Raw genomic sequence first — 26,517 nt, forward strand, 5'->3', positions numbered from 1 at the left:
GTGATCGCACTGACCCCCGTCGCCGCCACCTCGGTCGGCAACCCGACCCTCAACATCTCGATCTTCGCCGTCTTCGTCCTCGTGACGCTGACCATCGTCATCAAGGTCGCGGGCGGCAAGAAGACCGCCGGTCAGATGTACACCGGCGGCGCGTCCTTCTCGGGTCGCCAGAACGGCATCGCCATCGCCGGTGACTACCTCTCGGCGGCGTCCTTCCTCGGCATCGCCGGCGCCATCGCGCTGCAGGGCTACGACGGCTTCCTGTACTCCATCGGCTTCCTCGTCGCCTGGCTCGTCGCGCTGCTGCTCGTCGCCGAGCTCATGCGCAACACCGGCCGCTTCACCATGGCCGACGTCCTGTCCTACCGCCTGCGCCAGCGCCCCATCCGGGTCGCCGCAGCCACCTCGGTGCTCGCGGTCTCCTTCTTCTACCTCCTCGCGCAGATGGCCGGCGCCGGCGGCCTCGTCTCGCTCCTCCTCGGTGTCGACGGCGCGGCCGCGCAGAACATCGTCATCGCCGTCGTCGGCGTCGTGATGATCGCCTACGTGATGATCGGCGGCATGAAGGGCACCACCTGGGTGCAGATCATCAAGGCCGTCCTGCTCATCACCGCGACGGCGATCATGACCGTCTGGGTGCTCGGCAAGTTCGGCTTCAACCTCTCCTCGCTCATGCAGCAGGCCGTCGACCGCAACCCCGCGGCCGGCGAGAAGCTCCTCGAGCCGGGGCTGAAGTACGGCGTCAACACGACGACGAAGATCGACTTCATCTCGCTCTCGCTCGCCCTCGTGCTCGGCACCGCGGGTCTGCCGCACGTCCTGCAGCGCTTCTACACCGTCCCGACGAGCCGCCAGGCCCGCAAGTCGGTGGAGTGGGCGATCTGGCTCATCGGTGGCTTCTACCTGCTGACGCTCGTCATCGGCTACGGCGCCGGCGCCCTCGTCGGCCCGGAGGAGATCGCCAACGCCCCGGGCAAGGCCAACGCGGCGGCACCGCTGCTCGCCAACGCCCTCGGCGGATCGGTCCTGCTCGGCATCGTCTCGGGCATCGCCTTCGCGACGATCCTCGCCGTGGTCGCCGGTCTGACGATCACGACGAGCGCGACCTTCGCCCACGACCTGTACAACCAGGTCTTCAAGAACGGCAAGGCCACCTCCGAGCAGGAGGTCAAGGTGGCGCGCTACGCGGCCCTCGGCGGCGGCATCATCGCGATCCTCGGCGGCATGCTCGCCAAGGACCAGAACGTCGCCTTCCTCGTGGCGCTGGCCTTCGCCGTCGCCGCGAGCGCGAACCTCCCGACCATCCTCTACAGCCTCTTCTGGCGTCGCTTCAACACCCGCGGCGCGCTGTGGTCGATGTACGGCGGTCTCATCTCCGCGATCGGCCTCATCGTCTTCAGCCCGGTCGTCTCCGGCAAGCCGGTCGACCCGCTGACGGGCAAGAGCCCGTCGATGCTCCAGAGCGTCGACTTCCACCTCTTCCCGCTCGACAACCCGGGCCTCGTCTCCATCCCGCTGGGCTTCTTCCTCGGCTGGCTGGGCACGGTGACGAGCCGCGAGTTCAACCGCGCGAAGTACGCCGAGATGGAGGTGCGCAGCCTTACCGGTCACGGCGTGGCCGAGGCGATCGAGCACTGATCGGCCCTGCGTCGACCGGCGAAGGGGGAGGCCACGGCCTCCCCCTTCGTCGTGCCCGCGGCAGGTCGGGCGGGTCAGTCGTCGCCGATGCCGCGGGCGTGGAGGGCCTCGCCGGTCGCGTGCGCGTCGGCGACGACCCGGACGACGAAGGGGGTGAGCCGGGCGCGCAGGTCGCGCTCGAGACCGCGGGCGAGGGCGGCGTCGCGGGTCTCGTGGGCCAGGTCGACGGTCGCGGGGACCGCCCGGAGCACGAGCGAGCAGGCCAGGGCGACCCGCTCGGCGTCGACGCCGAGCGGGCGAAGGGGGCGCAGCACCCGGACGAGGGTGTCGAGCATCGCGTCGACGGGGGTGGTCGTCGTGAGGACCCCGGCGAGGACGACGAGGGCGAGCAGGTCGCCGACCGTCTCGACCGCGCGCGGCCACCCGGACTGCACGACGAGCCAGCCACCGAGCAGCACGGCGACGAGGACGAGGCCCCGCAGGCTGCGCCCGAGCTCGCGCAGCGGGGTGCGCGCGAGCACGGCGAGGGCCAGCGCGACCACGAGCGTGACCACCGCGAGCTGCCAGCTGCGCACGACCGCGAGGACGAGGCTGACGACGACGAGGGCGAGCAGCTTCGCGCCCGCCGGGGTCCGGTGGAGCACGGTCCGGCCCGGGCGGTGCGCCCCGAGGAGCAGAGTGCTCACGCGGTGCGCCGGTAGTGCTCGACGACCTCGGCCGCCTCGCCGTCGGCGGCGACCCGCCCGTCGCGCACGAGCAGGGCGCGGTCGCAGCGCGCGGCGAGCTCGAGGTCGTGGGTGACGAGCAGCAGCTGCTGCGGCAGGCCGAGGAGCACCTCGGCGACGTGCCGGGCGTTGCCGAGGTCGAGCAGGGTCGTCGGCTCGTCGGCCACGAGCACGTCGGGCCGGGTCGCCAGGACGCTGGCCAGGGCGAGCAGCTGGGCCTGGCCCCCGGAGAGGGCGTGGACGCTGCGGTCGTGCAGGTCCTCGAGACCGAAGCCGCGCAGCGCCTCGCGCGCCGCCTCGGCCCGGGCGTGCTTGTCGCGGTGCGAGCGGCGCAGCGACAGGGCGACGTCCTCCCCCGCCGTCGGCATGACGAGCTGGGCCCGCGGGTCGGTGAAGGCGAAGGCCACCCGTCGCCTCACCTCGCGGCCGTGCTCGGCGACGTCGAGGTCGTCGACGCGCACGGTGCCGCTGCTCGCGGGGACGAGACCGTTGACGAGCCGCACCATCGTCGACTTGCCGGCGCCGTTGGGCCCGACGAGCGCGACCCGGCGCTCGGCGAGCACCACGCTCGTGTCGTGCAGCGCGACGATCTCGCCGTCGGCGGTCGTGCGCCGCACGCTCACCCCGTCGAGGGTGATGCGGGCCATCAGGCGCCGCGGCGCAGCAGCGCCGGGAAGGCGCGGTGCACGGCGGCCGCGACGAGCGCCGTCGCGACGAGCTTGACGAGGTCGCCGGGCACGAAGACGACGTCGACGGCGGCGGCGGCCGACCAGGAGAGGTCCGCGCGCAGGTGCAGCCCGACGATGCCGAGGACGTGGAGGACGACGAGGGCGGGGATCCCCGCGGCGGCGACGAGGACCGGCTGGGTCGCGCGCCCGCGACGGGCGAGGCGCTCGACGAGCAGACCGCAGGTCGCGACGGCGAGGACCATGCCGACGAGGTAACCGCCGGTGGGCCCGGCGAAGACCCCCAGCCCCGCCTTGCCGCCCGCGAAGACCGGCATGCCGATCGCGCCGACGGCCATCCACAGCAGGACGGCGAGGACACCGCGCCGGGCCCCGAGGACGGCACCGGCGAGCAGGACCCCGAAGGTCTGCAGGGTGATCGGCGCGAAGGTCGAGACGTTGATCGCCGGGAGGATCGAGCACACCGCGACGAGCGCGGCGAAGGAGGCGACGAGCGCCAGGTCGACGGTGGTGGAGCGCGCCTGCACCGGCGACTTCGAGAGGGTGGTCATCATCTGCCTGTCGGTTGGCTGAACGGCGTTCAGTCGGGGGTGAACGGCGTTCAGGCTAGAGTCACCGGAGCGCGGCGTCAACGCGGCGCGCACGCACCCGCGACCCAGCCGAAGGGGGGACCCGTGCCCGCAGCGACCCGACGCCCGGTCCGTCGGCGCGCCGACGTCGTCGCCGCGGCGCTGGACCTCCTGGCCCGGGTCGGGCTGCCGGACCTCACGATGCGCGCCCTCGGCGCCGAGCTCGGGGTGCAGCAGAGCGCGATCTACCACCACGTCGAGAGCAAGCAGGCCCTCCTCGGCGCCGTCGCCGACGAGATCCTCGCCCGCGGGCCCCGTCGACGTCCGCGGGCCGACGACGGTCCGCTCGACGTCCTGCGGCTGCGCTGCGAGGACGTCCGCGCCGCGGTGCTCGCCTACCCCGACGGCGCCGACGTCGTCATGAGCATGTGGGCCTTCGGCCTGGGCGGGCGCTCCCCGGTCGCCGAGGTCGACGCGCTGCTCGAGTCCGCGGGCGTGCCGGCCGAGCACGTGACGACGGCCGGGCGCACGGTGCTGCACTTCGTCTACGGGCACGCCTACGACGAGCAGTCCCGCGCCCAGGCGGCCCGGGCCGGCATCGTCACGGCCGACGCCCCGGCCGACTTCGCCACCGGCCTGGGCATCGTCCTCGCCGGGGTGCGGGCGCTGGCCGAGGACGGCCGAGCGGGCGGGTCTCAGCCGGGCTGATCGCCCTCGTCGCCCTCGACCGGGCGGGCCTCGTGACCGGCCTTCCCGTGGGTGCGCCGGTCCTCCTTCATCTCCGCCTCGAAGAGGTGCCGCCGCCCCTCGACGAGCTCCTCGCGCAGCTCGCGCTCGACCCGGCGGAAGGTCTCGTAGTAGCCGTCGTCGTACTCCTCGACGATCTGGAAGCTCCAGCGCCCGTGGAGCACGTTGCGCCCGACCATCTCGCGCTCGACCCGGTCGGCGAGCTCGCCGTGACCGGCCTCGCGCAGCGCGTCCACCCCTTCGCCGAGGGTGAGGTCGGCCGTGCCGCTCATCCGGTGGAAGGTGTAGAGGTGGCCGCGAGCCACCTCGACGGCCTCGAGCGCCTCGGAGATCTTGCCCAGGGCCGAGACCGTCGCGTCGTCGACGCCCTCCGGTCGCTCGTGCTGCGGGTCGGGGCGGTCCTCGGCGCTCGTCATGGCACCAACCTAGGCGTGCGCGACCTCGTCGAGCAGGCCTCGGCGCCGGGCTTCTGCGCGCAGCCGCTCGCACGCCTCGTCGTCGGCGCTGTCGAAGAAGGCACCGACGACGTCCTCGAGGTGACCGAGGTCGTGGGCGGCGAAGAGGACCGGCTGGTAGGCCGTGATGTCGTAGTTCAGCGTGCCCATATCGGCGAGGTCGAGCTCGCGGATCTCCATGTGCGCGTACTCGTCCATCTCGCCGTAGCTCGACAGGATGCCGGCGCCGTAGGCCTTGAGGTCGCCGTCCTCGTGCATGACCCCGAACTCCATGGAGAACCAGAAGACGTCGGCGACGAGCTTGGCCGCGGTCTCGCTCTCCATGCGCGTCAGTGCCGCGCCGGCCGCCTGGGTGATCGCGGCGAAGCGGGGGCTGGCGAGCTGGTTCCCGTGACCGATGACCTCGTGGATGATGTCCGGCTCGGGCGTGTAGAGCGGGCGGCTCGCGTGCCGCAGGTACTGCGTCGAGCTGAAGGTGCTCCGGCCGAGGTCGCCGTAGAAGTCGCGCAGCGGCACCAGACCGGGGGCGGCGATGTAGGACCAGCCGGTGAGCGGCTCGAGCCGCTCCCCCACCTCGTGCAGCTGGGGCACGTGGTCGGTCGGCAGGCCGAGGGCGGACTTCGCCGAGAGGTACTCGGAGTGCGCGTGACGCTCGTGCTTCGCCGCGAGCTCGGCGCTCACGACGCGCCAGATCTCGTGCTCGGCGTCGGTGTAGTCGATGGTGGGCAGCGGCGCTCCACCGGCCCGGTCCCAGGTGAGCGCGGCCGCGGCGATCTCGCCACGGCGCCGCAGGTACTCGGGGTCGTCCTTGCCCGGGTGCGAGTCGGCGAGGTGGACCTCGACGCTCCCGTCGTCGTGCATCGTCACGGGCGAGTACAGCTGGCCGTCCTCGAACATCGCAGTCCTCCTCGCCGGTCACGCCGTCGTGACCTCATCGGTGGGGTGCACCGTGCCACTCCTGGACGATCTGCGCGAGTGTGCGCAAGTTCGGTGGTCAGGTTGACCAGGGTGGGGCGAAGGGGGAGCCATCGCGGCTGGTCAGGGTGACCAGGTCGCCCGACGACGCACCCGCCCAGGACGCACGCGGACCCGCCGCAGGTCCTGCCTGCGACGGGTCCGGGCGTGACCGCGTGCCGGCTACCACGCAGTACTGGTCGTGATGACGACCAGTACTGCGTGGTAGCTCGCGCTCTGCGATCTCAGACGTGGACGGCGAGCACCGGCACGGTCGCGTCGAGCAGGATGCGCTGCGAGACGCTGCCGAGGACGAGCTTGCCGACGGGGGTGCGCCGGCGCAGACCGATGACGACGAGCTCGGCCCCGAGCTCGCGAGCACGGTCGACGACGATGTCGGCCGGGTCGCCCGAGAGGTCGCGCTCGATCTCGTGCTCCACCCCGGCCTCGGCGAGCCGGGCGTCGAGCAGCGGCGCGTCGCTGTCGGAGAGGTAGCGCGGGTCGACGAGGGCCTCCCCCTTCGTCGCGTTGACGACGACGAGACGGGCCGAGCGCAGCCCGGCCTCCTCGATGGCTCGCTCGAGGGCGGCCTCGCCCTGCTCGTTGGGGGTGTAGGCGACGACGATGGTGGGCATGGGGCCTCCTCAGGCCTCGGTGGTCAGACGACGACGGCGGCTGAGCACGACGGGGATGACGAGCAGCAGCGCGATGGCGATGTAGACGACGACCGCGACGGGCTCGCCGACGAGCGTCCCCCAGTCACCGCCGCTCAGCTGGAGCGACTTGCGCAGCTCGAGCTCGAGGCGAGGGCCGAGGATGACACCGATGATGAGCGGCAGCACGGGCAGCCCGAAGCGGCGCATGAGCAGCCCGAGCAGACCGAAGACGAGCAGCAGCGCGAGGTCGAAGGCCTGGAGGTTCACCGCGTACGCGCCGAGCGAGGCGAAGAAGAGGATCCCCGCGTAGAGGTAGGGCCGGGGGGTGCGCAGCAGCTTCGCCCACACCGGCGCGAGCGGCAGGTTGAGCACGAGCAGCATCGTGTTGGCGATGAAGAGCGAGGCGATGAGGCCCCAGATGAGGGTCGGGTTGGAGGTGAAGAGCCCCGGCCCCGGCTCGATGCCGTAGCTCTCGAGGGAGCCGAGCATGATCGCCGCGGTCGCGTTGACCGGCAGGCCGATGGCGAGCATCGGGACGAGGGTGCCCGCCGCCGACGCGTTGTTCGCGGCCTCGGGGCCGGCGACGCCCTCGATGGCGCCCTTGCCGAACTCCTCCGGGTGCTTCGAGAGCTTGCGCTCGGTGATGTACGACAGCAGCGTCGGCACCTCGGCGCCGCCCGCGGGCAGCGCGCCGAAGGGGAACCCGAAGGCGGTGCCGCGCAGCCACGGCTTCCACGAGCGGGCCCAGTCGCTGCGGGCCATCCAGGGGCGTCCGACGGGGATGATCTCCGCCGGCGCCCGGCGCAGGTTGGCCGCGACCCAGAGCATCTCGCCGACGGCGAAGATCGCCACCGCGACGACGACGATGTCGATGCCGTCGCTCAGCAGGGGCAGGCCGAGGGTCATGCGCGACTGGCCGGTGAGCTTGTCGACACCGACGAGCCCGATCGACAGACCGAGGAAGAGCGAGGTCATCCCGCGCAGCTTGCTCGCGCCGAGCACCGAGGTCACGGCGACCATCGCGAGCACCATGAGCGCGAAGTACGAGGGCGAGCCGAGGTTGACCGCGACCCGGGCGATGAAGGGCGCGCACAGGACGATGAGCAGGGTGCCGATCGTGCCGGCGAGGAAGGAGCCGATCGCGGCGGTCGCCAGGGCCTGGGCGGCGCGGCCGGCCTTGGCCATCTTGTTGCCCTCGATCGCGGTGATGACCGAGCTCGACTCACCGGGGGTGTTGAGCAGGATCGAGGTCGTCGAGCCGCCGTACATGCCGCCGTAGTAGATGCCGGCGAACATGATGAGCGCGCTCTCCGGCGCGACGGAGTAGGTGACCGGCAGGAGCAGCGCGATCGACATGGCGGGGCCGATGCCCGGGAGCACGCCGACGGCGGTGCCGAGGAGCACGCCGATGGCGGCGTACATGAGGTTCTGGGGCGTCAGCGCGGTGCTGAAGCCGTCCATGAGCAGGTTGAGGGTGTCCATGCGGCGTCCTGTCAGAGGATCCCGTCGAGCACACCGGGGGGAAGCGGCACCCCGAGCCCGACGTAGAAGGCGTACCAGGAGCCGACCGACAGGACGGCCCCGATGGCGAGGTCACGCACGGGCGTGCGGGACCCGATGATCCACGCACCGCCGGCGAAGAGCAGGGCGCCGGTGATGGCCCAGCCCAAGAAGTCGATGAGCAGGACGTTGAGCGCCACGAGGGCGACGAGCTGGACGACCGTCGGCCAGTGCGCCCCTCCTTCGAGGTCGACGTCCTCGCCGGCCTCCTCCTCGCCGCGCTCGCCCCGCAGGATCGAGACCGTGTAGAGGGCGGCGAGCACGAGCAGGCCGATCCCCACGAAGAGGGCGAAGAAGCGCGGGCCGAGGGGGTCTCCCCCTTCGAAGCCGGCGACGACGTCCCAGGTGCTGATGATCATGAAGAGGCCGAGAACGACGAGCAGCGCGACGACGACGAGCTGGCCGAGGTCACGCTCCCCCTTCCGCGCGGGCTGCTCGGACGTCGCGGTGACGTCCACCGGGTCGTTCGTGCTCATACCAGCCCCAGCTCCTTGAGGGTCGTCTCGACGCGGGTGTCCTGCTCCTGCAGGAAGGTGCCGAAGTCGTCGCCGGTGACGAACCGGTCGGTCCACTGGAAGAGACCGAGGACCTCGCCCCACGCGGGCTCGTCGTGCATCTTCGTGAGGAGCTCGATGAACTCCGCCTGCCGGTCTGCGGGCATCCCGGGCGGGCCGATGATGCCGCGCCAGTTGGTGAACTCGAGGTCGATGTCGCTCTGCTTGAGCGTCGGGGCGTCGAGACCCTCGACCGCCTTCGCGCCGGAGACGGCGAGGACGCGCAGCTGGCCTTCCTTCACCTCCTGGTCGAACTCCGTCGCGCCGGACGCGGCGATGTCGACCTTGCCGCCGAGGAGCGCCGGGAGCATGTCGCCGCCGCCGTCGTAGGGGGTGTAGCTCACCTGGCGCGCGGGGATGTCGAGCGCCGCCGCGAGCTGCATCGGGAAGAGGTGGTCCGGCCCGCCCGGCGAGGAGCCGCCGCCGACGCTGACCGCGCCCGGGTCCTTCGTCCACGTCGTGACGAGGTCGTCGATGGTGGCGAAGGGGGAGTCCGCCGGCACGTAGATCGCCTCGGCGTCCTCGATGAGCTGGGCGATGGGGGTGGCGCGGCCGACGGTCGCGTCGGACTTGTTGGTCCGCACGGCACCGACGACCCCGAGACCCATGGTCATCATGAGGTCGGTGGCCTCGGCGTTGTTGATGAGCTGGGCCATCGCCACGGTGCCGGAGGCGCCGGTGACGTTGAAGACCTCGAAGCGGGCGGTGAGCCCGGCATCTTGGAGCACCTTGACCGCCTGGCGACCGGTCTCGTCGTACCCGCCGCCGGGCTTGTTGGGGATCATCATCCGCAGCCGCTCGGGGCCGCCCTCCTCGCGACGGGTGACCCCGCACGCCGCGAGCGGCGCAGCGAGTCCTGCAAGCAGGAGGCTGCGTCGCGCTATCTGTCCAGACATGCGGGACATCGTGCACCACAGGGTGACCCGCGTCACCTCGAGTCCACGCCAGTGACAACCCCCCGGTCACATCGTCGAGATGTGCCTGCAGAGACCCCCCCTGCCCGGCGGTCTGGGCCGCTGGGCGCGCGGGGCGGTCCGCCCGTCGCCCGGGGCCGAGACCGTGTTGTGCGCTCGCCGGGAGGCGCGGCAGGGTGAGGCCAGCACACTGACGCCGTGCCGACCGGGCACGGGACTCAACGAGGAGGACACGTGTCGGACAGCTACGCACCGAGCGCAGAGCTCACCGCGCAGGCCAACGGGCAGGCGGACCTGTTCGATCAGGCCGAGGCCGACTTCGAGGGCTTCTGGGCCGCGCAGGCCCGCGAGCGGATCACCTGGTCGAAGGACTTCGACCAGACCCTGGACTGGAGCGGCGCCCCCTTCGCGAAGTGGTTCGTCGGCGGCGAGCTCAACGCCTCCGTCAACTGCGTCGACCGGCACGTCGACGCGGGCAACGGGGAGCGGGTGGCCATCCACTTCGAGGGCGAAGGGGGAGACACCCGCACCATCACCTACGCCGACCTCCAGCGCGAGGTGGCCAAGACCGCCAACGCGCTCGTCGAGCTCGGCGTCGGCACCGGTGACCGGGTCGCGATCTACCTGCCGATGATCCCCGAGGCCGTCTTCGCGATGCTCGCCTGCGCGCGTCTCGGCGCCCCGCACTCGGTCGTCTTCGGCGGCTTCTCCGCCGAGGCCCTGCACACCCGCATCGCCGACGCCGACGCCCGCGTCGTCATCACCGCCGACGGCCAGTTCCGCCGCGGCAAGCCCGCTCCCCTCAAGGCCGCGGTCGACGCCGCGATCGACCACGGCGACGACGAGAGCCCGGTCGAGACGGTCCTCGTCGTCCAGCGCACGAAGGGCGACGTCGAGTGGACCGAGGGCCGCGACGTGTGGTGGCACGAGCTCGTCGAGCGCCAGGCCGACACCCACGAGGCGCAGGCCTTCGACTCCGAGCACCCGCTCTTCATCCTCTACACCTCGGGCACGACCGGGAAGCCGAAGGGCATCTTCCACACGACCGGTGGCTACCTCACCCAGGCGGCGTACACGAACTCCGTCGTCCACGACCTGCACCCGGAGACCGATGTCTACTGGTGCACCGCGGACATCGGCTGGGTCACCGGCCACAGCTACATCGTCTACGGGCCGCTCGCCAACGGCGCGACCCAGGTCATCTACGAGGGCACCCCGGACACCCCGCACCAGGGCCGCTGGTGGGAGATCGTGCAGAAGTACGGCGTCTCGATCCTCTACACGGCGCCGACGGCGATCCGCACCTTCATGAAGTGGGGCGACGACATCCCCGCGAGGTACGACCTCTCCTCGCTGCGCGTCCTCGGCTCCGTCGGCGAGCCGATCAACCCTGAGGCATGGCGCTGGTACCGCGAGCACATCGGCGGCGGCTCGGCCCCGATCGTCGACACGTGGTGGCAGACCGAGACGGGCGCGATCATGATCAGCCCGCTGCCGGGCGTCACCTCGCTCGAGCCCGGCTCGGCGCAGCGTCCGATCCCCGGCATCAGCGCCGAGATCCTCGACGACGAGGGCAAGCCCTTCACCGAGCCCGAGAAGGTCGGCTACCTCGTCCTTACCAAGCCGTGGCCGTCGATGCTGCGCGGCATCTGGGGTGACGAGGAGCGCTACAGGGAGACGTACTGGAGCCGCTTCGGCCCGAAGTACTACTTCGCGGGCGACGGCGCGAAGTACGACGACGACGGCAACATCTGGCTGCTCGGCCGCGTCGACGACGTCATGAACGTCTCGGGCCACCGTCTCTCGACGGCCGAGATCGAGTCGGCGCTCGTCTCGCACCCCGCGGTCGCCGAGGCTGCGGTCGTCGGCGCCAACGACGAGACGACCGGCCAGGCCCCCGTCGCCTTCGTCATCCTGCGCGGCGACGCCGCGCAGCGCGCGGAGGAGGAGGGCGACGCCCTCGTGCAGGAGCTGCGCAACCACGTCGGCAAGGAGATCGGCCCGATCGCCAAGCCGCGCCAGGTCCTCGTCGTGCCCGAGCTGCCCAAGACCCGCTCGGGCAAGATCATGCGCCGCCTGCTCAAGGACGTCGCCGAGAACCGTGAGGTCGGCGACGTGACGACCCTCGCCGACTCCTCGGTCATGGGCCAGATCCAGGACGGCCTGAAGAAGTAGCCTCGCCGAGGTATGGCAGAAGGCCCCGATCCGGTGACGGATCGGGGCCTTCTGCCATACCTCGCGGGTGCTCGGGGCGGGTCAGGACGGGTGGGCCTCGGGCCCCTCCGGCGCGCTCTCGTCGTCGGCGTGCTCGGAGTACGAGGTCTCGGCCCGCGTGGGCTGGTCCTCGCCCGGACCCGGCTGCGGCGGCTGGGGTGCCTCCGTGTCGTCGGCGTGCTCGGAGTAGGCGGTCTCGTGCTGCTCGGGGCGCTCGCTCATGGGGCTCTCCTGCCGTCGGTGGGTGGTCTCGTCAGTCAACCACCGCCCGTGCGGGGTGGTCCGTGCGAGCAACCGCTGAACCCTGGGTGAACTCCTCGGTGCCCGGGGGCGAAGGGGTGGCGGCTCCCCCTTCGCGACCGGGAGCATGGCCGCCATGAGCGGCCCGGTCCCTCGGTACGGAGATCAGCACGCCCCCCTGGCGATCGCGCACCGCGGGGGCGCCGCGCTGGCCCCCGAGAACACCCTCGCCGCCTTCGGCCGCTCCGTCGCGCTCGGCGTGCGCTACCTCGAGACCGACGTGCGGCTCACCGCCGACGGCGAGCTCATGTGCTTCCACGACGAGGGCCTGCAGCGCGTGACGACCGGCTCCGGCCCCTTCGCCCAGCGCACCCGCGCGGAGCTCGACGCGGTGCTCGTCCGCGGCGCCGACGGCACCCTGGCCCCCATCCCCTCGCTGGCCGAGGCCCTCGAGACCTTCCCCGAGGCGTGCTTCACCGTCGACCTCAAGGACCGCGCGGCGATCGCGCCGATGGCGCGGCTGCTGCGGCGCGAGGACTACGGGCGGCGCGTGTGCGTCGCCGGCGCCTGGGACGGCTGGCTCGAGCTGCTGCGCTCGCAGGCGCCGCACGTGCAGACCGCGCTCGGGTGGCGCTCGCTGACGACGCTCATCTCGACGAGCCGCGCGGGCGCCCCGGTCCCCGCCCGGCTCGTCCAGGGACGCTTCGCCCACGTGCCGCTCCACCTCGGCCGGGTGCCCGTGCATTCCGCCGCCCTCGTGCGCCGCGCCGCCCGCCTCGGGGTGCGGGTCGTCGTGTGGACCGTCGACGACCCCGCGCAGATGCACCACCTGCTCGACATGGGTGTCGACGGGCTCATCAGCGACCGCCCGGACGTGCTCAGCGAGGTGATGATCGAGCGCGGGTCGTGGCCGGGAGAAGGCCGGATCGGCTGGCCCGACGAGGTGGGGGCTCGCGGGTAGGGTTGCGCCGAAGACAGGACGGACCCCGGTCCGTCGCACGCACGACCTCACGCCAGGAGAGAGCCTTGGGCACCCTCGACCGCATGGACCACGACCGCCAGGAGACCATCGACCGCTCGGCGCGTCGACTCGTCGGCGAGCCCGCCCCCGGTGAGGGCGAGCGCACCGTCGGCCAGCTCGTCGCCGACGTCAGCCACGATGTCTCTGCCATCGTGCGCAACGAGATCCAGCTCGCGAAGTCGGAGGTCACCGCCGGCCTGAAGATCGGCGGCAAGGGTGCCGGTCTCCTCGGCGCGGCGGCCTTCATCGGACTGCTCGGCCTGATCTTCCTCTTCCACACCATCGCCCAGGTCATCGCGATCTGGCTGCCGGTGTGGGCGGGCTACCTCATCACGACCGCGCTGCTCTTCGTCGTCGCCGGGGTCCTCGGCCTCGTCGGCTACAAGACGGTGACCAAGGCCAAGCCGGTGCCGAAGAAGGCGATCCGCAACGCCCAGGAGACCGTCGAGGCGATCAAGCCGGGGCGCTGAGCACGCCCGACTCCCAGGCGGCTCTCGTCGAGGGTCCCTGGGAGCACCGCTTCGTCGCCGCCAACGGCGCGCGCTTCCACCTCGCCGTCGCCGGGCGCGGGCCCCTCGTGCTGCTCCTGCACGGCTTCCCGCAGTTCTGGTGGGCCTGGCGCGCGCAGATCCCGGCGCTGGCGCAGGCCGGGTACCGCGTCGCCGCGCTCGACCTGCGCGGCTTCGGCGCCTCCGACAAGCCCCCCGGCGGGTACGACCCGCTCACCGTGTGCGACGACGTCGCGGCCGTCATCCGCTCTCTCGGGGCGTCTGAGGCGGTCGTCGTCGGTCACGGTCTCGGCGGCAGCATGGCCTGGTCGATGCCGGGCATGCACCCCCGCGTCACCACCGCCGTCGCCTCCCTCGGCATGCCCCACCCCGCGGTCTTCCGGGCCGCCGCGTGGCGGATCGGTCGTCACCGCCAGGCGACGATCTACGCCCGGGCGCTCGGCTCCCCCTTCGCCCCCGACCGGTGGATCTCGGGCACCCGGACCGTCGAGCAGCACCTGCGCCAGTGGTCCGGCCCGCAGCAGGACTGGCTCGACGACGAGGTCGTCTCCCGGTGCGCCGAGATGATGACCCTGCCCTTCGTCGAGCACGCCGCCGACGAGTACCACTCGTGGATGGTGCGCTCACGGGTCACGCCGAACGGCTGGCGCTACATGCACCGCATCAAGGCGCCGATCACCGTGCCGGTGCTCTCGGTGCACGGGCAGGAGGACCCCGCGGTCCTGCCCTCGCTCGCCAACGACAGCGCCCGCTTCGTGCGCGGGCCGCTGCAGCTCGTCACCGTGCCGGGCGCGGGGCACTTCGTGCACGAGGAGCGGCCCGCCGAGCTGACCGCCACCCTGCTGTCCTGGCTGGCCACGGTGCGCCCGCCCGAGCCCGCCTGACGCCGAGCCCGCCTGACCCCGAGGTCCCGGGCCTCGGATGAGGTCAGGCGCGGCGCTCGACGAAGGGGCGCAGGTACTTCCACGGCAGCGGTCGCACGACCTCGGCGTCCCAGTCACGGGTCTGCCGGCCGGCCGTGAGGAGCATGTCGAGCAGGTGGGCGGTGAAGCCCCACACGTAGAGGTCGTGGACGCCGAATCCGAAGCCCTCGTACTCGTCGCCGACCCGGACGGTGAAGCGGTTGGCGGGGTCGACGAGGTCGGCGACGGCGACGCGCTCGATGCTCGCGACCTCGACCGGAGACGCGACGTGCAGCTCGTGCGGCTCGCGCCACCAGGCGAGCACCGGGGTCACGGAGTTGCGGCTCGGCGTGAGGTAGAGCGGGGGCAGGGTGCCGACGACGTCGACGCTCGCAGGGTCGAGGCCGACCTCCTCCTGCGCCTCGCGGATGGCCGCCGTCGGGGCGTCCTCGCCGGGGTCGACCTGCCCGCCGGGGAAGGAGACCTGGCTCGCGTGCGACCGCAGCTCGGCGGAGCGCTCGGTGAGGACGACCTCGACGACCGGGTCGTCGGGGTCGCTGCCGGGGCGCGGGCCGAGGAGCATGAGGACCGCCGAGCTGCGGCCGGGGTCGTCCGGCGGGGCGAAGCGGGTGAACCACTCGGGCAGGTCGTCCAGGATGCTCGGCACGATCTGCTCGACCCATGCGGGGGGCCGGCTCATGCGTCCTTCTTCGGGGCGAGCTCGTACTTGAGCAGCTTCTCCGCCTTCGCCGGGTCGGTCTCGCCGTCGCCGTAGGACGGGCAGATGCGCGCGACGGGGCAGGCCCCGCACGCGGGCTTGCGGGCGTGGCAGGTGCGCCGGCCGTGGAAGATGAGGACGTGGCTGAGCATCGTCCAGTCGCGCCGGGGGAAGATCGCGCCGATCTCCTGCTCGACGACGACGGGGTCGCTCTCGTCGGTCCAGCCCAGCCGGCGGGCGACCCGGCCGAAGTGGGTGTCGACGGTGATGCCCGGCACCCCGAAGGCGTTGCCGAGCACGACGTTGGCGGTCTTGCGCCCCACGCCCGGGAGCTTGACCAGCTCGTCGAGCCGCCCGGGCACCTCACCGCCGTGGTCGGCGACGAGCGCCTGGCCCAGACCGATGACGGAGCGCGTCTTGGCCCGGTAGAAGCCGGTCGGGCGCAGGATCTCCTCCATCTCCTCCGGGACGGCCGCGGCGAGGGCGGCGGCGGTCGGGTAGCGACGGAAGAGCACCGGCGTCACCTTGTTGACCCCGACGTCCGTCGTCTGCGCCGAGAGGATCGTCGCGACGAGGAGCTGGAGCGGCGTGTCGAAGTCGAGCTCGCAGTGGGCGTAGGGGTATCGGTCGTGGAGCAGGCGGTACCCCTTGCGCGCGCGGCGGGTCCGGGCGAGGGGCGTCTCGAGGGGCGCAGACACATCTCGCACACTACGGGCCGCCACCGACGGTGCATGGCACACTGCCCGGTGTGGACCTCGAAGCAGTGCGACGCGCCCCTCTCTTCGCGACCCTCGACGACGAGGCAGCCCGCGAGATCATGTCCTCGATGGACGCGTTCCGGATGGAGCGCGGCGACGTCCTCTTCCACGAGGGCGACCAGGGCGACCGGCTCTACGTCATCACCGAGGGCAAGATCAAGCTCGGCTGCACGAGCACCGACGGCCGCGAGAACCTCCTGGCGATCCTCGGCCCCGGCGAGATGTTCGGCGAGCTCAGCCTCTTCGACCCCGGCCCCCGGACCGCGACGGCCACGGCGGTCGCCGAGACCCAGCTCATCGGTCTCGGCAACGACCAGCTGCGCCAGCTGCTCGGCAACCACCCGCGCATCGCGGTGACCCTGCTCGCCGCGCTCGCCCGTCGGCTGCGCCGCACGAACGAGAACCTCGCCGACCTCGTCTTCACCGACGTGCCCGGTCGTGTGGCCAAGGCGCTGCTCGAGCTGAGCCAGCGTTTCGGCCGCCCCGTCGAGGAGGGCGTCATGGTCGCCCACGACCTCACCCAGGAGGAGCTCGCCCAGCTCGTCGGCGCCTCCCGCGAGACGGTCAACAAGGCCCTCGCCGACTTCGCCTCCCGCGGCTGGCTGCGTCTCGAGGCCCGCGCCGTCCTCCTCCAGGACGTCGAGCGCCTCAAGCGTCGCGCCCGCTGATCGGTCGTCCCTCGCTGTTCGAGGTGCGACGAATCCTTCGCTGGTCGAGGTGCGACGAAGGAGCCTCGAGACCGCGTCGCCCGGTCACACCCCTTCGCCACCCCCGCTGACGCCCCCTTCGTGACCGAAGGGGGCGGGGTCCGGCGAGCCCGAGCGGGGCGAAGGGGGACCAGCCCCGCGCTACCGCCCCTGCAGGTAGGCGAGCTGAGCCAGGACCGACATCCGCGCGGCGGGCCACACGGACCGGTCGACGTCGGCGTAGACCCGCTCGACGACCGCGTCCGCGCCGTCCGCCCCGTCGGCGAGCGCCGCCCGCACCTGCTCCAGCCGCTCGGCGCGGTGCACCCGGTAGAAGTCGACCATCGCCGACGCGTCGGGCACCGTGGGCCCGTGCCCGGGCAGGATCGAGGTCACCGCTCCCCCGCCGGTGAGCGCAGCGATCCGCTCGAGCGAGCCGAGGTAGGCCTCGAGCTCGCCGTCGGGGTGCGCGACGACGGTGGTGCCCCGGCCGAGCACCGTGTCGCCGGTGAGCAGCGCATGATCGGCCGCGAGGGCGAAGGACACCGAGTCCGAGGTGTGCCCGGGGGTGGCGACGACGCGCAGCTCGACACCACCCGCGTCGAGGACGTCTCCGTCGGCGAGGTCGTCGTGCCCTCTCCCGACCGCCCGGACCCCCGCTCCGGTGAGACGGGCGAGCCGCGGCGCCCCCTCGCTGTGGTCGTGGTGGCCGTGCGTGAGCACGACCTGCGTGATCCGGGCACCGAGCGCGGCGACGTGGTCGACGACGCGCTGCTGGTGGGCCGCGTCGTCCTCACCGGGGTCGACGACGAGCGCACTGCTCGACCCGGGCGCCATGACGACCCAGGTGTTCGTGCCGTCGAGAGTCATCGGCCCGGGGTTGCCCTGCAGCAGGCAGTACGCGTGCGGGCTCACCTGGCCGCCCGCCCACTGCCCGAAGGGGGCAGAGGGCTGCGGCGCGGTGGCGCTCACGGCAGCTCGGCGCGCATGACGGTCCCGGCGCCGGTGTCGACGAGCACGGGCATGACCGGCGCGATCGCCGGCCGCTCCCCCAGCGCCCGCGAGACCGAGCCGGCGGCCTGCAGCTGCTCGAGGCACACGATCGTCGGCGGCATGAGCCGGGCATCGCCCGCCTCGGCGGCGGCGAGGACGTCCTGCGGTCGCACCCACTCGGCGCGGTCGGCCTCGGTCGTCTCGCCGTCGGGCTCCTGCCCGGGCGGCACCTCGGCGACGAAGAAGCGGGTGTCGTAGCGCCGGGGCTCGATCTCGGGCGTGATCCAGTGCGCGCGGTAGCCGAGCAGGTCCGAGCGCAGCCGCAGACCGGCCCCGCCGAGCAGCTCGGCGAAGCTCAGCTCGCGCCCGACGAGGGCCTGGCGGGCCCGGGCCGCCGCGTCGGCGCCCCCGAGCCGCTCGACCGGGTCGGACCCCTCGTCGTCACCGGCGAGGAGCACGCCGGTCTCCTCGAAGACCTCGCGCGCCGCGGCGGCGACGAGGGCGCGCACCTCGTCGGGCGGGCAGTCCATCGTGCGGGCCCAGTCGTCGACGTCCGGGCCGGCCCACGGGAGGTCGTCCGTCGCGTCGCGCCGGTCGACCCCACCGCCGGGGAAGACGTGCATCGACGGCGCGAAGACCATCGTGCTCACCCGCCGCAGCATGAAGACCTCGAGCCCGTGCGCGCCGTCGCGCAGGAGCATGACGGTCGCGGCCTGGCGCACCGGGGCCGGCTCGACCGGCACCTCGAGCAGCTCGCGACCCGCGGCGAAGGGGAAGTCCCGCGTCGTCATCGACGGCTCACGAGATGCGCACGCAGACCTCGACCTCGACGCTGGCGTCGAGCGGGAGCACGGCGACCCCGACCGCCGACCGGGCGTGCCGCCCGGCGTCGCCGAAGACCTCGGCGAGCAGGTCGCTCGCGCCGTTGACGACCCCCGGCTGCCCGGTGAAGCCGGGATCGCTCGAGACGAATCCGACGACCTTGACGACCTGCTGCACCCGGTCGAGGTCGACGACCGAGGCGACGGCGGCGATGGCGTTGATCGCGCACGTGCGCGCCATCTCCTGCGCCGCGGCCGGGCTGACCAGCCCGGCGCCCTCGCCGACCTGACCGGTCTGCGGCAGCTCGCCGCCGACGACGGGCAGCTGGCCGGAGGTGTAGACGTGGTCGCCGCTGATGACGGCGGGCTGGTAGGAGCCGGCGGGCGTGGCCGCCTCGGGCAGGTCGATGCCGAGCTCGGCGAGACGGTCGGCGACCCGACCCATCACTGGCCCTTGGGTCGCTTGAGGTAGGCCACGAGACCGTTGCCGTCGGGGCCGGCGACGACCTGGACGAGCTCCCAGCCGTCCTCGCCCCACTGGTCGAGGATCTGCTTGGTGGCATGGATCATGAGCGGCACGGTCGCGTACTCCCACTGGGTCATGCCGCCACCCTAGCGACGCCCTCGCGCCGTCTACGCTGCGGAGGTGCCCTCGAGACCGCAGCGACCTCAGGTCGGCCTGCACGTCGTCACCGGCAAGGGGGGCACCGGCAAGTCGACGACCGCCGCAGCCCTCGCTCTCGCCCTGGCGAAGGGGGGTCGTCGGGTCCTCGCGGTCGAGGTCGAGGGGCGTGACGCCCTGGCCCGCCTGCTCGGCGTCGCGCCCGGCGAGGGCGAGCGTCCGGCGCTGACGACGGAGGCCGGCGGATCGGTGCACGTCCTCGACGTCGACGCCCGCACCGCGCTGCACGACTACCTCCGCCTCAAGGTGCGGGTGCCCGGGGCCGCGCGCGTGCTCACCGCGGTCGGGGCGGTCGACTTCGCGACCGCGGTCGCCCCCGGCGTCCGCGACGTGCTCGTCCTCGGCGCGATCCACGAGGCCGCCGGGCGCCAGCGGGCGGGGCGGGACGGCCCCCACTACGACGTCGTGGTCCTCGACGCCCCGCCGACCGGTCGCGTCGCGCGCTTCCTCGGCGCACCGGGGCAGACCACCGTCATGGTGCGCAGCGGCCCGGTGCGGCGGCAGGCCGAGCGCGTGCTCTCCTGGCTGCGCGGCCCGGGCACGCAGGTGCACCTCGTCGCCCTGCTCGAGGAGCTGCCCGTGCAGGAGAGCCTCGAGTCCGGCGCCGAGCTCGCCGCAGCGGGCTGGCCGCTCGGCTCGGTGCTCGTCTCCCGCTGGCAGGACCCCGTCCTCGACGAAGGGGGACGAGCCGCCGCCCGGTCCGACGCGGCCGTGGGCCAGCTCGCCGACGACCTCTCCCGAGCAGGTCTCGACCTCGGGACGGGCGCGGTGAGCGCCCTGCACCGCGAGCTGCTCGACCGCGTCGAGCGCGACGAGGACCGGGCCGCGCTGCGCGCCCGGCTCGACGACCTCGGGCGCGAGGTGATCCCCCTTCGTCATCTCGGCGAGGAGGTCGAGCGCGACGACCTCGACCGGCTGGCCGACGACCTCGAGGTGCTGACGTGAGCGGACCCCTCGGCGACGTCCTCGAGGACCCGTCGGTGCGCGTCGTCGTGTGCTGCGGGGCCGGCGGCGTCGGCAAGACGACGACCGCCGCCGCCCTCGGCGTCCGGGCGGCGCGGCAGGGACGCCGGGTCGTCGTGCTCACCATCGACCCCTCGCGACGACTCGCCCAGGCCCTCGGCGCCGACCCCTCGAGCAGCGAGCCGCACCCGGTCACCGGGCTCGTGGGCGACGGCTCCACCGGCAGCCTCGACGTGCTCGTGCTCGACATGCGCCGGACCTTCGACGACCTCGTGCGCCAGCACGCGGGTCCTCACCGTGCCGCCGCGATCCTCGGCCACCCCCTCTACGAGAGCCTGTCGACCTCGCTCGCGGGCACGCAGGAGTACATGGCCGTCGAGCGCATCGGTCAGCTGCGCGAGGAGATGATGCGCACCGGGCGCTGGGACCTGCTCGTCGTCGACACCCCGCCGTCGCGCTCCGCGCTGGAGTTCCTCGACGCCCCCGCGCGGCTCGGCCGCTTCCTCGACGGCCGGCTGCTGCGGGTGCTGTCCGCCCCCGCGCGAGCCGGCGGCCGGCTCGGCCGGAAGGTCGCCGGGCAGGGCGTCGCGCTCGGCCGAGGGGTCGTCTCCGCGGTCCTCGGCCCCTCGCTCGTCGGTGACGTGCAGACCCTGCTCGGGGCGCTGGACACGGTGCTCGGCGGCTTCCGCGAGCGCGCCGACGCGACGTACGCGGCGCTGACCTCGCCGACGACCGCCTGGGTGGTCGTCGGGGCACCCGACGACGCCTCCGTCGTCGAGAGCCGCCGCCTGCTCGCCCGGCTGGCCGACGACGAGGTGCGACCGCGGGCTCTCGTCGTCAACCGGGTCGTGCGGGCCACCTCGACGGTGGGCACCGGAGAGGCGCTCGCCGCCGCTGACGCGGTCGAGACCGATGTGGGCCGGGCCGCCCTCGCGGTCCACGTGGAGCGGACCCGGAGGGCGCGGCGCCACGCGAGCGTCCTGCGCACGCTGCGAGACCTCGTCGCGGACGAGCAGGTGCCGGTCGTCGTCGTCCCCGACTCCCCCCACGACGCAGATGACGTCCAGGCCCTCGACGAGCTCGCTCACCACCTGGTGCGCTGACCCGTCGGGGTCCTGGACGTCATCGGAGCCGGTCGATCACCGGCTGACGGCGGCCCCCCGAGCTGCGCTCTGGAAGAGGTCGGACCAGCTGGCCACATCCGGGCGACGACGCAGCAGCGCGCGGCGCTCCCGCTCCGTCATCCCGCCCCAGACACCGAACTCGGTCCGGTTGTCCAGAGCATCCGCCAGGCACTCCGCCACGACGGGGCATCCCCGGCACGTGAGCTTGGCGGCCCGCTGGTCCTTGCCCTGGACGAAGAGAGCGTCGGGGTCCATCCCCCGGCACCGACCCTCCTTCGCCCAGTCGTCGGTCCAGCTCATCGTTCGCTGCGCTGCGACGGTCATCCCCACTCCTTGACTTCACACTGGCTCTTACTCCCCGGTACGAGCCGGATTCATGGTAGGCACCGGAACGGTCCGAGATACATGGCCCGAAAGGACTACTTCTTGACCATTTCTTGACCAAACCTGAACCAATGCCTAACTGAGCCGCCGACGGCCGTCCTCCGCGGACCCCGACGGGCCGCTTCGTCAGCCTCCCTGGCGCTCTCAGGGGGCGCCGTTACCCTGGAGGACATGTCGCGATCTGCCATGCCCAACCTCGTCCGGCTGCTCGGGGCCTTCGTCGCCGTCGCGGTGGGCATGGGGCTCATCAGCGCCGGGCTGCTCATGCCCTTCGCCGGCGCGTCCGGCAGCGCCGCACGCGGCACCGTCGGGGCCTTCGAGGACCTCGACGGCGAGTTCACCGCGATCTCGCTGGCGCAGCAGTCGAAGATCTACTCGGCCGACGGCAAGGTCCTGGCGACGCCCTACGACGCCAACCGGATCATCGTCCCGATGAGCAAGATCAGCAAGAACATGATCAACGCCCAGCTGGCGATCGAGGACAGCCGCTTCTACGAGCACGGCGGGATCGACCTGCGCGGCACCAGCCGCGCCTTCTTCTCCAACCTCTCCAGCGGGTCCACCCAGGGTGGCTCGTCGATCACCCAGCAGTACGTGAAGATCATGTTGCAGGAGAAGGCCCTGCGGGCCGACGACCAGGAGGCCGCCACCGCGGCGACCGAGCAGACCTACAGCCGCAAGCTGCAGGAGATGAAGTACGCCCTCGACGTGGAGAAGACGCACACGAAGGGCCAGATCCTCAACGGGTACTTCAACATCGTCTACTACGGCGACCAGGCCTACGGGGTCGAGGCCGCCGCCCGGCACTTCTTCTCCACCTCGGCCAAGAAGCTCACCGTCGGCGAGGCCGCGACCCTCGCCGGGGTGGTCCAGTCGCCGAGCCGGCTGAACATCCGGAACAACCCCAAGGAGGTCCAGGAGCGACGCGACCTCGTCCTGGACCGCATGCTCTCGCTCGGCGACATCAGCGAGTGGCAGCACAAGAAGTACACGAAGCAGAAGGTCTCGGACATGGTCCGGATCAAGGAGAGCGAGGGCGGCACCTGCACCAAGGCCGTCGACCCGTACTTCTGCAACTACGTCATGGAGTACCTCAAGACGATGCCCGAGCTCGGGCCCGACCCCGACGCCCGGCTCTTGGCGGTCAACACCGGTGGTCTGAAGATCAAGACCACGCTGCGCCGTGACTGGCAGAAGAAGATGCACGAGGACCTCACCGAGCGGGTGCCCAACGGCGACCCGAGCGGTGTCGGCGCCGCCTCGGCGATGATCGAGCCCGGCACCGGCAAGGTCCGCGCCATCGCGCAGACGTCGCAGTACAAGGTCGGTCTCGACCGGGCCTCGACCAAGTACTCCGAGCAGGCCTGGACCTACCCCACCCGCTACGGCGGCACCAACGGCTTCGCCATCGGCTCGACGGCGAAGATGTACGCCCTCGTCGCGGCCCTCAAGCAGGGCAAGCCGATGGAGTCGACGGTCAACGCCCCGCGTGCCGGCCTGGGCAACCCCCACACATTCATGCCGACCGAGTTCGACCCGTCATGCACCGCGGGAGCGCCGTGGGAGGTCCAGAACGACTTCGACAGCGGTGGCAAGCCGCTCACCTTGCGCTACGCGACGGAGCAGTCCATCAACACCGCCTTCGCCCAGCTCGCCTCCGACATCGGTTCGTGCAACATTCCGAAGACGATGGCCGCCATGGGTCTGACTGACGGCAACGGCCAGACCTACGGACTGACGGTCGACCAGGAGACCAGCAAGAAGATCAAGGGCGACTACTCCATCGCCAACCTCGTCCTCGGCTCGGACTCGACCTCCCCCCTGCAGCTCGCCTCGAGCTACGCGACTCTGGCCGCGGACGGAAAGTACTGCCCGCCGAACCCCATCGAGTCCATCACCAAGGCCAACGGCAAGCAGATCAAGATCAAGCCGCCCGCCTGCAAGCAGGTGCTGGACCCCGCCGTCGCGCGTGGTGTCACGAGCCTGCTCGAGGCGCCCATCACGTCAGGGACCGCCACCGGTGCCCAGCTCGCTGATGGCCGGATCGCGGCCGGCAAGACCGGCACCACGGACAAGCACCGCCAGTCCTGGTTCGTCGGGTACACCCCCCAGCTCGCCACCGCCGTGTGGGTCGGGACCCCGATCACCGAGAAGAGCATGGACGGCCTGAGCATCGGCGGACGTCCTCCGCAGGCCGTCTTCGGTGGCACGATCGCCGCCCCGCTGTGGAAGCAGATGATGGACGAGGCGAGCGACGGCATGCCGAAGAAGGACTTCAAGGACCCCGGCGGCAAGGTCGTCAACGGCGACCTGACGGCGATCCCCTCGGTGGTTGGCAAGACCCCTGCTGAGGCAGACTCCATCCTCAAGGGCGCGGGCTTCAACCCCCGCAACACCGGCTCCGCGAACGGCACCGCGCCGGCCGGGACCGTCGCCTACACCTCGCCCTCCGGCCAGGCGCTCAAGGGAGGCACGGTCGAGTACTACGTCTCCAACGGCGTCGCACCGGTGACCGCGCCCCCGGCGCCCACCCAGACCCAGGCGGCTCCCCCGAGCACAACCACCCAGGCCCAGGCGGCCCCGCCCTCGCCGACCTCCACGTCGACGAGCGCGGCACCCACTCGCACGAAGGGGCCGGAGAACCCCAAGACGAACGGCAAGCCGAAGAACACCGGCGACAAGCCCAAGAAGAACGACGGCTGAGCTCAGCCGCACGACGAAGGGGGTGACCCACCAGCTGGTGGGTCACCCCCTTCGTCGTGCTCGGACGATCAGGAGCCGAGGCGCGCCTTGACCATCGCGGCGACGGCACCACCGTCGGCCCGCCCGGCGACCTCGCCCTGGGCGACCTTCATGACCTGACCCATCTGGGCCATGCCCGTCGCACCCGTCGAGGCGATCGCGCGGTCGACGATCGCGGCGAGGGCGGCGTCGTCGAGCTGCTCGGGCAGGTAGCCCTGGAGCACCTCGAGCTCGGCGTCCTCCTTCGCGGCGAGCTCGGGGCGACCGGCGTCGGTGTAGGCGCTGGACGCCTCGCGGCGCTTCTTGGCCTCCTTGGCCACGACCTTGAGCGTCTCGTCCTCGGAGAGCGTGCGGGCGGTGTCGCCCGAGACCTCCTCGGTGGTGATCGCGGCGAGGACCATGCGCAGCGTCGAGGAGCGCACCTGGTCGCGCTGACGCATCGAGTCGTGCAGGTCGTGCTGGATCGTGGCCTTGAGCGTGTCGGTCATGGTGACATTCTCCCCCGCCTCCCCGGCGGGGGCGACCAGGTATCCCGCAGGCCGTGGGCGACAATGGCGGCGTGACCCACCTCCTGACGCGCAGCGCCCTCGCCCTGACCGCGACCGGAGCGGGTGCGCTGGCCTACGCCGGCGTCGTCGAGCGCCAGCTCTACACGCTGCGACGGTGGACCCTGCCGGTGCTGCCGGAGGGTGCCCGCCCGCTGCGGGTGCTCCAGGTGAGCGACATCCACTTCGTGCCCGGCCAGGAGCGCAAGGCGCGATGGATCCGCGACCTCGCCGGGCTGCGCCCCGACCTCGTCGTCGACACCGGTGACAACCTCAGCCACGAGCGAGCGGTGCCGGGAGTCCTCGACGCGCTGCGCCCGCTGCTCGAGCTGCCCGGGGCCTTCGTCATGGGGTCCAACGACTACTACGCGCCGGCGCCGAAGAACCCCGCGCGCTACCTCACCCCGCGGTACGGCGAGGCCCCCCGTACCCGTGTCGAGCTACCGACGCACGAGCTGCGGGACGGCATGCTCGCCGGGGGCTGGGCCGATCTCGACAACGCCCGCACGACGCTGCAGGTCGGTGACCTCGCGCTCGACCTCGTCGGGGTCGACGACCCGCACATCGGCCGCGACCGCTACGAGGACGTCGCCGGACCGCGCGCGGACGGGGCCGACGTGCTCCTCGGCGTCGCCCACGCGCCCTACCAGCGCGTCCTCGACGCCATGCACGCCGACGGGGCGTCGCTCGTCCTCGCCGGCCACACGCACGGCGGCCAGCTCTGCGTGCCCGGCTACGGGGCGCTCGTCACCAACTGCGACCTCGACCGGCGTCGGGCGAAGGGGGTGTCGCGCTGGTGGCCCGGCGCGGCCGACCGTCCCGACGTGGAGGCCCCGCAGGACGCGTCCTGGCTGCACGTGTCGGCGGGGCTGGGCACCTCCCGCTTCGCCCCGGTGCGCTTCGCCTGCCGCCCCGAGGCCAGCCTGCTCACGCTCGTCCCCGCCGTCGGGCGCGCGGCATGAGGGTCGTCGAGGGCGTGGCCCTGGCCCTCGCGGGCATCTTCGCCACGGGCACCTCGGTCGTCGCGCTCGGACTGGGCCAGGAGCCCGTCGCAGTGCCCGCGCCGGCGACGACGAGCTCCACCACCTCGACGTCGTCGACGACGTCGCGGACGACGACCCGCACGCGCACCAGCACGACGAGCTCGACGACCACCTCCGGCACGACGACCCCGCTCCCGACCCCGACACCCACCCCCACGACGACCGAGCCGACGTGGACGCCGGAGCCGACGAGCACGACGACGACCCCGACCTGGACCCCGACGCCGACGTGGACGCCGGAGCCCACCTGGACCCCGACGCCGACGTGGACGCCGGAGCCCACCTGGACCCCGACGCCGACCGTCGACGAGACGCCCGACGAGAGCCCGGAGCCCGACCCGTCGAGCACGAGCCCGACGCAGACCTCCGACGACCCGGGCACGCAGGACCCCGGCACGGGCACGCAGACGCCCTCTCCACGACCGACCGGCAGCCGGTCCTCGGGCCCGATTGTGGGCAGCGCCGGGGACTGAGTTATCCTCACGTGTCGCCGTCCTCGAGACGGCGTCAGCCACGGGGTGTGGCGCAGCTTGGTAGCGCGCTTCGTTCGGGACGAAGAGGCCGCAGGTTCAAATCCTGTCACCCCGACCATGTCCTGTCTCAGGACATATGAAACCCCCGAACCTACGGGTTCGGGGGTTTCGTGCTGTTCTGGGGCTGGTAGTCGCGGGTGGGGTCGAGGGTGAGCTGGCGGATGATCTCGCCGGTGTCGGC

The 26,517-nt window shown here is 72.5% G+C and carries 30 protein-coding genes and 1 tRNA gene; 12 read left to right on the plus strand and 19 right to left on the minus strand.

Going from position 1 to position 26,517, the window contains the following annotated elements:
* Positions 1-1,638, plus strand: coding sequence for a cation acetate symporter (locus tag L6241_RS13215; RefSeq protein WP_368246670.1), 1,638 nt, complete (start codon positions 1-3; stop codon positions 1,636-1,638).
* A gap of 74 nt (positions 1,639-1,712) precedes the next feature.
* Here L6241_RS13215 and L6241_RS13220 read toward each other — a convergent pair whose 3' ends face one another.
* The 3 genes from L6241_RS13220 to L6241_RS13230 are packed head-to-tail and all read right to left on the minus strand — an operon-like array spanning position 1,713 to position 3,603.
* The gene (locus L6241_RS13220; protein WP_224766761.1) at positions 1,713-2,324 is read right to left on the minus strand and encodes a CbiQ family ECF transporter T component; all 612 of its coding nucleotides are present in this window, start codon (positions 2,322-2,324) and stop codon (positions 1,713-1,715) included.
* Entirely contained in the window at positions 2,321-3,010 is a 690-nt protein-coding gene (locus L6241_RS13225; protein ID WP_368246651.1) for an energy-coupling factor ABC transporter ATP-binding protein, read from the minus strand. The genes L6241_RS13220 and L6241_RS13225 overlap by 4 nt, the downstream gene beginning before the upstream one ends.
* Positions 3,010-3,603, minus strand: coding sequence for a biotin transporter BioY (locus tag L6241_RS13230; RefSeq protein WP_123091347.1), 594 nt, complete (start codon positions 3,601-3,603; stop codon positions 3,010-3,012). The genes L6241_RS13225 and L6241_RS13230 overlap by 1 nt, the downstream gene beginning before the upstream one ends.
* Positions 3,604-3,723: 120 nt before the next feature.
* Between L6241_RS13230 and L6241_RS13235 the strand changes: the two genes are divergently transcribed.
* Positions 3,724-4,326 carry a TetR/AcrR family transcriptional regulator C-terminal domain-containing protein gene (locus L6241_RS13235; RefSeq protein ID WP_251720591.1) on the plus strand — a complete coding sequence of 201 codons (603 nt, stop codon included), beginning with the start codon at positions 3,724-3,726 and terminating at the stop codon, positions 4,324-4,326.
* Here L6241_RS13235 and L6241_RS13240 read toward each other — a convergent pair.
* From L6241_RS13240 to L6241_RS13265, 6 genes are all read right to left on the minus strand, one after another.
* On the minus strand, positions 4,314-4,781 hold the full coding sequence (locus L6241_RS13240; RefSeq protein WP_201465430.1) for a hypothetical protein: 468 nt from the start codon (positions 4,779-4,781) through the stop codon (positions 4,314-4,316). The two genes, L6241_RS13235 and L6241_RS13240, sit on opposite strands and share 13 nt — an antisense overlap.
* Positions 4,782-4,790: 9 nt before the next feature.
* Entirely contained in the window at positions 4,791-5,717 is a 927-nt protein-coding gene (locus tag L6241_RS13245) for a phenylalanine 4-monooxygenase (protein WP_368246652.1), read from the minus strand.
* A gap of 302 nt (positions 5,718-6,019) precedes the next feature.
* Positions 6,020-6,409 carry a universal stress protein gene (locus L6241_RS13250; protein WP_068272911.1) on the minus strand — a complete coding sequence of 130 codons (390 nt, stop codon included), beginning with the start codon at positions 6,407-6,409 and terminating at the stop codon, positions 6,020-6,022.
* Between the two features lie 9 nt (positions 6,410-6,418).
* A complete protein-coding gene (locus tag L6241_RS13255) occupies positions 6,419-7,912 on the minus strand; it encodes a tripartite tricarboxylate transporter permease (protein ID WP_368246653.1) in 1,494 nt (497 codons plus the stop codon).
* Positions 7,913-7,923: 11 nt separating this feature from the next.
* Positions 7,924-8,466: a tripartite tricarboxylate transporter TctB family protein gene (locus L6241_RS13260; RefSeq protein WP_368246654.1), complete on the minus strand. Its 543-nt coding sequence runs from the start codon at positions 8,464-8,466 to the stop codon at positions 7,924-7,926.
* A complete protein-coding gene (locus L6241_RS13265) occupies positions 8,463-9,440 on the minus strand; it encodes a Bug family tripartite tricarboxylate transporter substrate binding protein (protein WP_368246655.1) in 978 nt (325 codons plus the stop codon). The genes L6241_RS13260 and L6241_RS13265 overlap by 4 nt, the downstream gene beginning before the upstream one ends.
* A gap of 252 nt (positions 9,441-9,692) precedes the next feature.
* On the opposite strand from L6241_RS13265, the gene acs reads away from it, so the two are divergent.
* Positions 9,693-11,633 (plus strand): acetate--CoA ligase, encoded by a 1,941-nt coding sequence (acs, locus tag L6241_RS13270; protein ID WP_368246656.1) that lies wholly within the window; start codon positions 9,693-9,695, stop codon positions 11,631-11,633.
* 81 nt (positions 11,634-11,714) lie between these two features.
* Here the strand turns inward: acs and L6241_RS13275 are convergent, their stop codons facing one another.
* Positions 11,715-11,894 (minus strand): hypothetical protein, encoded by a 180-nt coding sequence (locus tag L6241_RS13275; RefSeq protein WP_123091354.1) that lies wholly within the window; start codon positions 11,892-11,894, stop codon positions 11,715-11,717.
* Between the two features lie 154 nt (positions 11,895-12,048).
* On the opposite strand from L6241_RS13275, the gene L6241_RS13280 reads away from it, so the two are divergent.
* From L6241_RS13280 to L6241_RS13290, 3 genes are all read left to right on the plus strand, one after another.
* Complete coding sequence (locus tag L6241_RS13280) at positions 12,049-12,873, plus strand: glycerophosphodiester phosphodiesterase family protein (protein WP_368246657.1); 825 nt, start codon at positions 12,049-12,051, stop codon at positions 12,871-12,873.
* A gap of 83 nt (positions 12,874-12,956) precedes the next feature.
* Positions 12,957-13,403: a phage holin family protein gene (locus tag L6241_RS13285; RefSeq protein WP_123091580.1), complete on the plus strand. Its 447-nt coding sequence runs from the start codon at positions 12,957-12,959 to the stop codon at positions 13,401-13,403.
* 107 nt (positions 13,404-13,510) lie between these two features.
* A complete protein-coding gene (locus L6241_RS13290; RefSeq protein ID WP_236571928.1) occupies positions 13,511-14,326 on the plus strand; it encodes an alpha/beta fold hydrolase in 816 nt (271 codons plus the stop codon).
* 43 nt (positions 14,327-14,369) lie between these two features.
* Here L6241_RS13290 and L6241_RS13295 read toward each other — a convergent pair whose 3' ends face one another.
* Both L6241_RS13295 and nth read right to left on the minus strand, forming a co-directional pair.
* Positions 14,370-15,044, minus strand: a complete 675-nt coding sequence (locus L6241_RS13295; RefSeq protein WP_068272891.1) for a CoA pyrophosphatase — start codon at positions 15,042-15,044, stop codon at positions 14,370-14,372.
* Positions 15,041-15,760 carry an endonuclease III gene (nth, locus tag L6241_RS13300; protein ID WP_368246658.1) on the minus strand — a complete coding sequence of 240 codons (720 nt, stop codon included), beginning with the start codon at positions 15,758-15,760 and terminating at the stop codon, positions 15,041-15,043. The genes L6241_RS13295 and nth overlap by 4 nt, the downstream gene beginning before the upstream one ends.
* 50 nt (positions 15,761-15,810) lie before the next feature.
* On the opposite strand from nth, the gene L6241_RS13305 reads away from it, so the two are divergent.
* Positions 15,811-16,488: a Crp/Fnr family transcriptional regulator gene (locus L6241_RS13305; RefSeq protein ID WP_068272886.1), complete on the plus strand. Its 678-nt coding sequence runs from the start codon at positions 15,811-15,813 to the stop codon at positions 16,486-16,488.
* Between the two features lie 180 nt (positions 16,489-16,668).
* Here L6241_RS13305 and L6241_RS13310 read toward each other — a convergent pair whose 3' ends face one another.
* The 4 genes from L6241_RS13310 to L6241_RS13325 form a co-directional block, all read right to left on the minus strand.
* Positions 16,669-17,376 (minus strand): MBL fold metallo-hydrolase, encoded by a 708-nt coding sequence (locus tag L6241_RS13310; RefSeq protein ID WP_368246671.1) that lies wholly within the window; start codon positions 17,374-17,376, stop codon positions 16,669-16,671.
* 98 nt (positions 17,377-17,474) lie between these two features.
* Positions 17,475-18,290 (minus strand): NUDIX hydrolase, encoded by an 816-nt coding sequence (locus tag L6241_RS13315; protein WP_368246659.1) that lies wholly within the window; start codon positions 18,288-18,290, stop codon positions 17,475-17,477.
* Between the two features lie 7 nt (positions 18,291-18,297).
* Entirely contained in the window at positions 18,298-18,765 is a 468-nt protein-coding gene (locus tag L6241_RS13320; RefSeq protein ID WP_368246660.1) for a RidA family protein, read from the minus strand.
* Positions 18,765-18,923 carry a DUF4177 domain-containing protein gene (locus L6241_RS13325; RefSeq protein ID WP_123091359.1) on the minus strand — a complete coding sequence of 53 codons (159 nt, stop codon included), beginning with the start codon at positions 18,921-18,923 and terminating at the stop codon, positions 18,765-18,767. Before L6241_RS13325 ends, L6241_RS13320 begins: the two co-directional genes overlap by 1 nt.
* A gap of 43 nt (positions 18,924-18,966) precedes the next feature.
* On the opposite strand from L6241_RS13325, the gene L6241_RS13330 reads away from it, so the two are divergent.
* Both L6241_RS13330 and L6241_RS13335 read left to right on the plus strand, forming a co-directional pair.
* Positions 18,967-19,947, plus strand: a complete 981-nt coding sequence (locus L6241_RS13330) for an ArsA-related P-loop ATPase (protein WP_368246661.1) — start codon at positions 18,967-18,969, stop codon at positions 19,945-19,947.
* Positions 19,944-21,068 carry an ArsA family ATPase gene (locus L6241_RS13335; RefSeq protein WP_368246662.1) on the plus strand — a complete coding sequence of 375 codons (1,125 nt, stop codon included), beginning with the start codon at positions 19,944-19,946 and terminating at the stop codon, positions 21,066-21,068. Before L6241_RS13330 ends, L6241_RS13335 begins: the two co-directional genes overlap by 4 nt.
* Positions 21,069-21,104: 36 nt before the next feature.
* On the opposite strand, the gene L6241_RS13340 is transcribed toward L6241_RS13335, so the two are convergent.
* Positions 21,105-21,389: a WhiB family transcriptional regulator gene (locus L6241_RS13340; protein WP_068274195.1), complete on the minus strand. Its 285-nt coding sequence runs from the start codon at positions 21,387-21,389 to the stop codon at positions 21,105-21,107.
* Positions 21,390-21,644: 255 nt separating this feature from the next.
* Here L6241_RS13340 and L6241_RS13345 point away from each other — a divergent pair, with 255 nt between their 5' ends.
* A complete protein-coding gene (locus L6241_RS13345; RefSeq protein WP_368246663.1) occupies positions 21,645-24,176 on the plus strand; it encodes a transglycosylase domain-containing protein in 2,532 nt (843 codons plus the stop codon).
* A 68-nt stretch (positions 24,177-24,244) separates the two neighbouring features.
* Here L6241_RS13345 and L6241_RS13350 read toward each other — a convergent pair whose 3' ends face one another.
* The gene (locus L6241_RS13350; protein WP_368246664.1) at positions 24,245-24,703 is read right to left on the minus strand and encodes a GatB/YqeY domain-containing protein; all 459 of its coding nucleotides are present in this window, start codon (positions 24,701-24,703) and stop codon (positions 24,245-24,247) included.
* A gap of 71 nt (positions 24,704-24,774) precedes the next feature.
* On the opposite strand from L6241_RS13350, the gene L6241_RS13355 reads away from it, so the two are divergent.
* The gene (locus L6241_RS13355; protein WP_368246665.1) at positions 24,775-25,722 is read left to right on the plus strand and encodes a metallophosphoesterase; all 948 of its coding nucleotides are present in this window, start codon (positions 24,775-24,777) and stop codon (positions 25,720-25,722) included.
* Here the strand turns inward: L6241_RS13355 and L6241_RS13360 are convergent.
* On the minus strand, positions 25,688-26,287 hold the full coding sequence (locus L6241_RS13360; RefSeq protein WP_368246666.1) for a hypothetical protein: 600 nt from the start codon (positions 26,285-26,287) through the stop codon (positions 25,688-25,690). The two genes, L6241_RS13355 and L6241_RS13360, sit on opposite strands and share 35 nt — an antisense overlap.
* 30 nt (positions 26,288-26,317) lie before the next feature.
* Here L6241_RS13360 and L6241_RS13365 point away from each other — a divergent pair.
* A tRNA-Pro gene (locus tag L6241_RS13365) sits at positions 26,318-26,394 on the plus strand.
* The last annotated feature ends 123 nt before the right edge of the window (positions 26,395-26,517 follow it).

This window comes from Janibacter sp. Y6, assembly GCF_040900765.1.
GTDB lineage: Bacteria > Actinomycetota > Actinomycetes > Actinomycetales > Dermatophilaceae > Marihabitans > Marihabitans melonis.

Bases quoted from the DNA above. Each gene is read 5' to 3' on its own strand.
- L6241_RS13230 (WP_123091347.1), bottom strand. From the start codon at position 3,603: ATGATGACCACCCTCTCGAAGTCGCCGGTGCAGGCGCGCTCCACCACC.
- L6241_RS13295 (WP_068272891.1), bottom strand. From the start codon at position 15,044: ATGAGCCGGCCCCCCGCATGGGTCGAGCAGATCGTGCCGAGCATCCTG.
- L6241_RS13315 (WP_368246659.1), bottom strand. From the start codon at position 18,290: ATGACGACGCGGGACTTCCCCTTCGCCGCGGGTCGCGAGCTGCTCGAG.
- L6241_RS13350 (WP_368246664.1), bottom strand. From the start codon at position 24,703: ATGACCGACACGCTCAAGGCCACGATCCAGCACGACCTGCACGACTCG.
- L6241_RS13250 (WP_068272911.1), bottom strand. From the start codon at position 6,409: ATGCCCACCATCGTCGTCGCCTACACCCCCAACGAGCAGGGCGAGGCC.
- L6241_RS13265 (WP_368246655.1), bottom strand. From the start codon at position 9,440: ATGTCTGGACAGATAGCGCGACGCAGCCTCCTGCTTGCAGGACTCGCT.
- L6241_RS13240 (WP_201465430.1), bottom strand. From the start codon at position 4,781: ATGACGAGCGCCGAGGACCGCCCCGACCCGCAGCACGAGCGACCGGAG.
- L6241_RS13340 (WP_068274195.1), bottom strand. From the start codon at position 21,389: ATGAGCTGGACCGACGACTGGGCGAAGGAGGGTCGGTGCCGGGGGATG.
- L6241_RS13260 (WP_368246654.1), bottom strand. From the start codon at position 8,466: ATGAGCACGAACGACCCGGTGGACGTCACCGCGACGTCCGAGCAGCCC.
- L6241_RS13255 (WP_368246653.1), bottom strand. From the start codon at position 7,912: ATGGACACCCTCAACCTGCTCATGGACGGCTTCAGCACCGCGCTGACG.
- L6241_RS13285 (WP_123091580.1), top strand. From the start codon at position 12,957: ATGGACCACGACCGCCAGGAGACCATCGACCGCTCGGCGCGTCGACTC.
- L6241_RS13325 (WP_123091359.1), bottom strand. From the start codon at position 18,923: ATGACCCAGTGGGAGTACGCGACCGTGCCGCTCATGATCCATGCCACC.
- L6241_RS13280 (WP_368246657.1), top strand. From the start codon at position 12,049: ATGAGCGGCCCGGTCCCTCGGTACGGAGATCAGCACGCCCCCCTGGCG.
- L6241_RS13310 (WP_368246671.1), bottom strand. From the start codon at position 17,376: ATGACTCTCGACGGCACGAACACCTGGGTCGTCATGGCGCCCGGGTCG.
- L6241_RS13225 (WP_368246651.1), bottom strand. From the start codon at position 3,010: ATGGCCCGCATCACCCTCGACGGGGTGAGCGTGCGGCGCACGACCGCC.
- L6241_RS13320 (WP_368246660.1), bottom strand. From the start codon at position 18,765: ATGGGTCGGGTCGCCGACCGTCTCGCCGAGCTCGGCATCGACCTGCCC.
- L6241_RS13275 (WP_123091354.1), bottom strand. From the start codon at position 11,894: ATGAGCGAGCGCCCCGAGCAGCACGAGACCGCCTACTCCGAGCACGCC.
- L6241_RS13245 (WP_368246652.1), bottom strand. From the start codon at position 5,717: ATGTTCGAGGACGGCCAGCTGTACTCGCCCGTGACGATGCACGACGAC.
- L6241_RS13345 (WP_368246663.1), top strand. From the start codon at position 21,645: ATGTCGCGATCTGCCATGCCCAACCTCGTCCGGCTGCTCGGGGCCTTC.